Raw genomic sequence first — 4,758 nt, forward strand, 5'->3', positions numbered from 1 at the left:
GGCCGGGACGCAGCCCGACTGTGTGTTCGAGGACCTCGGCGGCGGCCAGGGCGGGTTCGATCGCGACGCACCGGGCGAGGACGTCGGCCTCCTCGGCCGGATCGGGGGTGGTGTCGTCGCTGCGTCGCTGGCCGCCGCCGAGCACCACGTGGTCGCCGTGCGGGAAGATCGACGCCCAGGCCGGCGCCATCGGCGCCTCCATGAAGAACCGTTCCAGGCCGGGGTTGCGCACCACGATCCGGGGGCCGCGCACCGGGTACAGGCCGGTGTCGCCGGTCAGGGCCCGCGCCGCCAACCCGGCGCAGTTGACCACCACCGGGGCCAGCGTCGCCGCCTCGTCCAGCGAGCCGACCGGCTCCTGGCGCACCTCGCCGCCGCCGTCGCGGAGTCGCTCCAGGAGGTACGCGAGGTAGACCGGCATGTCGACCAGCGGCAGGCGGACGGTGAACGCGGTGCCGAAGCCGGCCGGCCGCTCGTCGTCGCCGAGCTGCCGGAAGCCCGGCGTCTGCTCGGCGTACGGGGGCGTCGCCCCGGCCGGCCGGGCGGCGAGCGTGCCGTCGCGCCACACCACGCCCGGCATGGGCTCGGCGCCGAGCACCCGCAGCGTCTCGTCGGTCCAGGCGCGTTGCGGGTCGCCGGGTGGCGACAGGTTCGGGCCGACGAGCGCCGACGCCAGCGCCGAGGTGGTGCGGGCGGGCGGAGCCGCCGTGCGGACGAGCACCCGGGCGCCGCTCTCGGCCAGCCGGATGCCGGTGCTGAGCCCGCTCACGCCGGCTCCGAGGACGACGACGTCCGGATGTGCGGTCATGGCGGGCCCCCATCGCGTCGCGGCTGCGGTCGCCCGCCCATTCTGCCCGGCGATCCCGCTCCCGTTTGTCCCGTCCGGCCGCCGTCAGTCGCTCATCGCTGCCAGGAGTCGAGGCCGCGGACCGCGGCGGCGGCGATGTCGTCGGACAGGCCGGGGTCGTTGCTGGTGCCCTCCCAGCCCTGGTCGTGCACGACGGTGACCGCGTCGGCGACCCGGATCACGATGATCTGGCTGGTGGCCTGCCCTTCGGCCGGGCTGCCGTCGAGGCCGGTAGCCGGTCGCGTCACCGTCACCAGCAGGGCTTCGTCGCCGGTCCGGGTCATCGGCTCGGACCGGACGGTGACGGTGCCGCCCGACTCCTGGAACGACCGGCAGGACTCCATCGCCCCGCGGACCCGGCGCAGGTAGTCGGCGGCGCCGGTGCCCTCGAACGCGAAGACGGTCTGGTGCAGCGTGCCGAAGGGGACGTTCTCCGGCGGGTCCGTCGGCTTCTTGTAGGCGCTCGTCATGGCGGCGCTCGCGGTGACCGACCGTCCGCCGCTGCGGAACTCCTGGTCGCACAACTCGGGCAGCGCGTCGGTGACCTCCATCGGCTGCGCCTCGGTCTTGCGCAGCTCCGGCGGCAGGTCGGCGAAGGCGGACGTCGGGATCGTCACGCGCCCGCCGGACGACTGCGACGTCTCCGGCGTCGCGGGGGCGGTGGCCGAGGTCGCGCTCGGGTCCGCGGCGCCGCCGTCGTCCCCACCGCCGTCGCCGCACGCGCCGGCCAGCAGCGCGGTGACGAGCAGGGGTACGCCAAGCATCCGCCTGCGGCGACTCGGTGTCCTCATGTCGACCTCCGTCCCGTGCCCGTCCCGACGACGTTCCCGATGCCACGCCGCCCGAAACGGCGCGTCAGTCCCCTGCTCCCCCAACTGCCGGGCGCCCCGTGGCGTTCCGGCGCGCAGCCACCTCTTGACATGTCGTTAGGCACCTGACAATGTTGTCAGGTGCCTAACGACATGAACGCCTACGAGCTGGCCGCTCCGGGCGTCTGGGCGAAGAAGTACTTCCTCGCCAGCCGGGCCCTGATGGAGTCCGTGCTGCGCCCCTACGATCTCGGGAACACCCAGTGGTACGTGTTGTACCGGCTGAGTGAGGGCCGGCCGGTCGGCCAGCGCACCCTCACCCGCGAACTGGAGGTCGAACGGGCGACCCTCAGCGCGGTGATCGCGGCGCTCGTCCGCAAAGGGCTGATCGAACAGGTGCCCGACCCGGACGACCAGCGTCAGAAGCAGCTGCACATCACGCCGGCCGGCGTGAACCTGTGGAACTCGCTCCCCGATCCGATGGCGTTGATCGCGGAGGTCGCCTTCGGCGGGGTCGACCCCGCGGACATCGAGACCATGAATCGCGTCCTCAGCGGCGCGACCAGACGACTGATCGACTACCGGAAGGAGCACGGGTCATGACCGTTCTCGTGACCGGCGGAACGGGCCTGGTCGGCCCCCGCCTGCTCGGGCGACTCACCGCGGCGGGTATCGAGTGCCGCGCCCTCGTCCGTCCCGGAAAAGCAGTGCCCGACGGCGTACGGCGCGTCGAGGGTGACGTCCTCAGCCCCGAATCCCTGCCGGCAGCCGTGGAAGCCGTCACCGCGGTCATCCACCTGGCCGCCGTCTTCCGCACCCCCGACGACGAGCAGATCTGGGCCGTCAACCGTGACGGCACCCGCAACCTGATCGCCGCCGTCGAGAAGCACGCGCCGCAGGCCCGGTTCCTGCTGGCCAGCACCTCCCACGTCTACGGCGCCGACAGCACGCACCCCGGGCGTGAGGACGACCCCGTCGCGCCGACGCTGGCCTACCCCGCCAGCAAGATCGAAGCCGAGCAGCTGCTTCGCGCCAGCGGGCTCACCTGGGGCATCCTGCGCCTTCCCTTCATCTACGGCGACCGGGACGGGCACCTCGAATCGTTGCCCGAACTCGCGGCCGGCATGGGGTGGCACCCGGCACAGAGGCTGAGCGTCTGCCACCACGCCGACATCGCCACGGCGTTCGCACTGGCCCTCACGGGCGCGTTCGACAACCGCACCGTCAACATCGCCGACGAGTCGCCCCTGAGCATCTACGAGATGTCCCAGCTCGTCGGCTACTCCTACGGCTCCTCCGCCGAACCGCTCCGTCAGCCGTGGCGGGGGCAGATGGACGTCAGCCTCGCCCGCAGCCTCGGCTTCACACCGACGATCAGCACCATCTACGAGGCCGTCCGCAGCGGCGCGCTCTGACCCGGCGCCAGCATAAACAAAGGGTTGTTTGCGCAAACGTGTATTTGCGCTAGCGTGAGGGCATGCGCTCCGATCCGGACCTCGATCTCGCCTTCGCCGCGCTCGGCGACCCGGTCCGCCGCGCCCTGGTGACCCGCCTCGCGCGCGGGGAGGCCACCGTGGGCGAGCTGGGTGAGCCGTTCGACCTGACGCCGCAGGCGATCTCCCACCACGTCGGCGTGCTGCGCCGGTGCGGCCTGGTCGAGCAGCGGCGGGAGGGCACCCGGCGACCCTGCCGGCTGCGCGTCGACCAGCTCACCCGGCTCGGCTCGTGGATCGACGAGCAACGCCGCGCCTGGGACGACCGTCTCGACGCGCTGGAGACGCACCTCTCCGACCCGGAGGCGACCCGGTGACGACGCGCGTCGAACGGCACGGCGACGAGCTGATCGCCCGGCGGCACCTGCCCGCCGTGCCGGACCGGGTCTGGGCGGCCTTCACCTCGCCGGCGAGCATCGCCGCGTTCTGGGGCGGGTCGCACGCCGACGTGCCGCCGGGCTCGGTGACCGTCGACCTGCGGCCGGGCGGGGAGTTCGCCCTCGACACACGCGCGCCGGACGGCCGGACCGGGCGGCTCCGGTTCGTCTACGTCAGCGTGGACCCGCCACGGGAGCTGGTCTTCGACGAGCCGGTTACCGGCCTGCGTACGACCGTCACGCTCCGGCCCGCGCGCGACGGCACCGACCTGACGGTGCACCAGCGCAAGCTTCCGCCCGAGTTGCGTACCGACCAGGCCGCGGACGGGCTCGCCTCGATCCTCGACGCGCTCGCCGCCCACCTCCGACATCACGACGATGGAGACGACAGTGCCCCGAGCAACCCAGCGTGACCTGGTCGCGGAATACTTCGCCGGCTTCCGGGCGAGCGACCACGAGCGCATCCTCGCCACCCTCACCGACGACGTGGAGTGGGTCATCCACGGCCACCGCACCACCCGCGGCCGGGCCGAGTTCGACGGCGAGATCGAGAACCCTGCGTTCACCGGCAGTCCACGGCTCGACGTCGAGCGCGTGATCGAGGACGGGCCGGTCGTCGTGGTCACCGGCGAGGGCCGGGGCGCCACCGTCGCGCACGGGCCGTTCCGCTTCGCCTTCAACGACCTGTTCACGTTCCGGGACGGGCTCATCGCCCGCGTCGACTCCTACGTCGTACCGCTGCCCGGGGCGTGAGCGCCGCCTGACGCCCCGGTGAAGGCCCGCCGGTACGCCGACGGCGAGGTCCGCATCGCGGCGGCGAAGTGGTGCCGGAACGTCACCGCCGTCTCGAACCCCACAGTGGCGGCGACCTCCTCGATCGGCGCGCTCGTCGTCTCCAGCAGCGGCAGGCTGGCCTGGACGCGCCGGTCGATCAGCCAGCGGATCGGCGTGGTGCCGGTGGCCCGCGCGAAGTGCCGCAGGTACGTGCGGGGCGACATGTGCGCCTGCCGGGCCAGCCGGGCCACGGTGATCTCGGCGGTCAGGTTCGCCAGCGCCCACGACATGCTCGCGGCGAGCCGGTCGTCGCCGGGGTCGGCCGGGACCGGCGCCTCGACGAACTGCGCCTGGCCGCCGTCGCGGTGCGGCGGTACGACCAGCCGGCGGGCGACCGCGTTGGCGATCGTCGGCCCGTGGTCGCGGCGTACCAGGTGGACGCAGAGGTCGAGACCGGC

At 73.2% G+C, this 4,758-nt stretch carries 8 protein-coding genes; 5 read left to right on the forward strand and 3 right to left on the reverse strand.

All coding sequences use genetic code 11. The features are described from left to right. Together KBX39_RS23530 and KBX39_RS23535 are read right to left on the reverse strand one after the other, a co-directional pair. Positions 1 to 769: FAD-dependent oxidoreductase (locus tag KBX39_RS23530; protein ID WP_312247478.1), on the reverse strand; the 769-nt coding region annotated here is incomplete at its 3' end. A 131-nt stretch (positions 770 to 900) separates the two neighbouring features. Next, complete coding sequence (locus tag KBX39_RS23535) at positions 901 to 1,638, reverse strand: hypothetical protein (protein WP_247660497.1); 738 nt, start codon at positions 1,636 to 1,638, stop codon at positions 901 to 903. A 159-nt stretch (positions 1,639 to 1,797) separates the two neighbouring features. Here KBX39_RS23535 and KBX39_RS23540 point away from each other — a divergent pair, with 159 nt between their 5' ends. From KBX39_RS23540 to KBX39_RS23560, 5 genes are all read left to right on the forward strand, one after another. After that, entirely contained in the window at positions 1,798 to 2,259 is a 462-nt protein-coding gene (locus tag KBX39_RS23540) for a MarR family winged helix-turn-helix transcriptional regulator (RefSeq protein ID WP_208635315.1), read from the forward strand. After that, positions 2,256 to 3,071: an NAD(P)-dependent oxidoreductase gene (locus tag KBX39_RS23545; RefSeq protein ID WP_210872542.1), complete on the forward strand. Its 816-nt coding sequence runs from the start codon at positions 2,256 to 2,258 to the stop codon at positions 3,069 to 3,071. Before KBX39_RS23540 ends, KBX39_RS23545 begins: the two co-directional genes overlap by 4 nt. A 62-nt stretch (positions 3,072 to 3,133) precedes the next feature. Next, on the forward strand, positions 3,134 to 3,466 hold the full coding sequence (locus KBX39_RS23550; RefSeq protein WP_064447430.1) for a helix-turn-helix transcriptional regulator: 333 nt from the start codon (positions 3,134 to 3,136) through the stop codon (positions 3,464 to 3,466). Next, entirely contained in the window at positions 3,463 to 3,939 is a 477-nt protein-coding gene (locus KBX39_RS23555) for an SRPBCC domain-containing protein (protein WP_064447429.1), read from the forward strand. Before KBX39_RS23550 ends, KBX39_RS23555 begins: the two co-directional genes overlap by 4 nt. Then, positions 3,917 to 4,279 carry a nuclear transport factor 2 family protein gene (locus tag KBX39_RS23560; protein WP_043325175.1) on the forward strand — a complete coding sequence of 121 codons (363 nt, stop codon included), beginning with the start codon at positions 3,917 to 3,919 and terminating at the stop codon, positions 4,277 to 4,279. The genes KBX39_RS23555 and KBX39_RS23560 overlap by 23 nt, the downstream gene beginning before the upstream one ends. Here the strand turns inward: KBX39_RS23560 and KBX39_RS23565 are convergent. Continuing rightward, on the reverse strand, positions 4,252 to 4,758 hold a 507-nt coding region (locus KBX39_RS23565; RefSeq protein ID WP_210872544.1), incomplete at its 5' end, for a helix-turn-helix domain-containing protein. The genes KBX39_RS23560 and KBX39_RS23565 overlap by 28 nt on opposite strands.

Origin of the sequence: Micromonospora sp. D75 (assembly GCF_018070405.1) — a bacterium.
GTDB lineage: Bacteria > Actinomycetota > Actinomycetes > Mycobacteriales > Micromonosporaceae > Micromonospora > Micromonospora chalcea.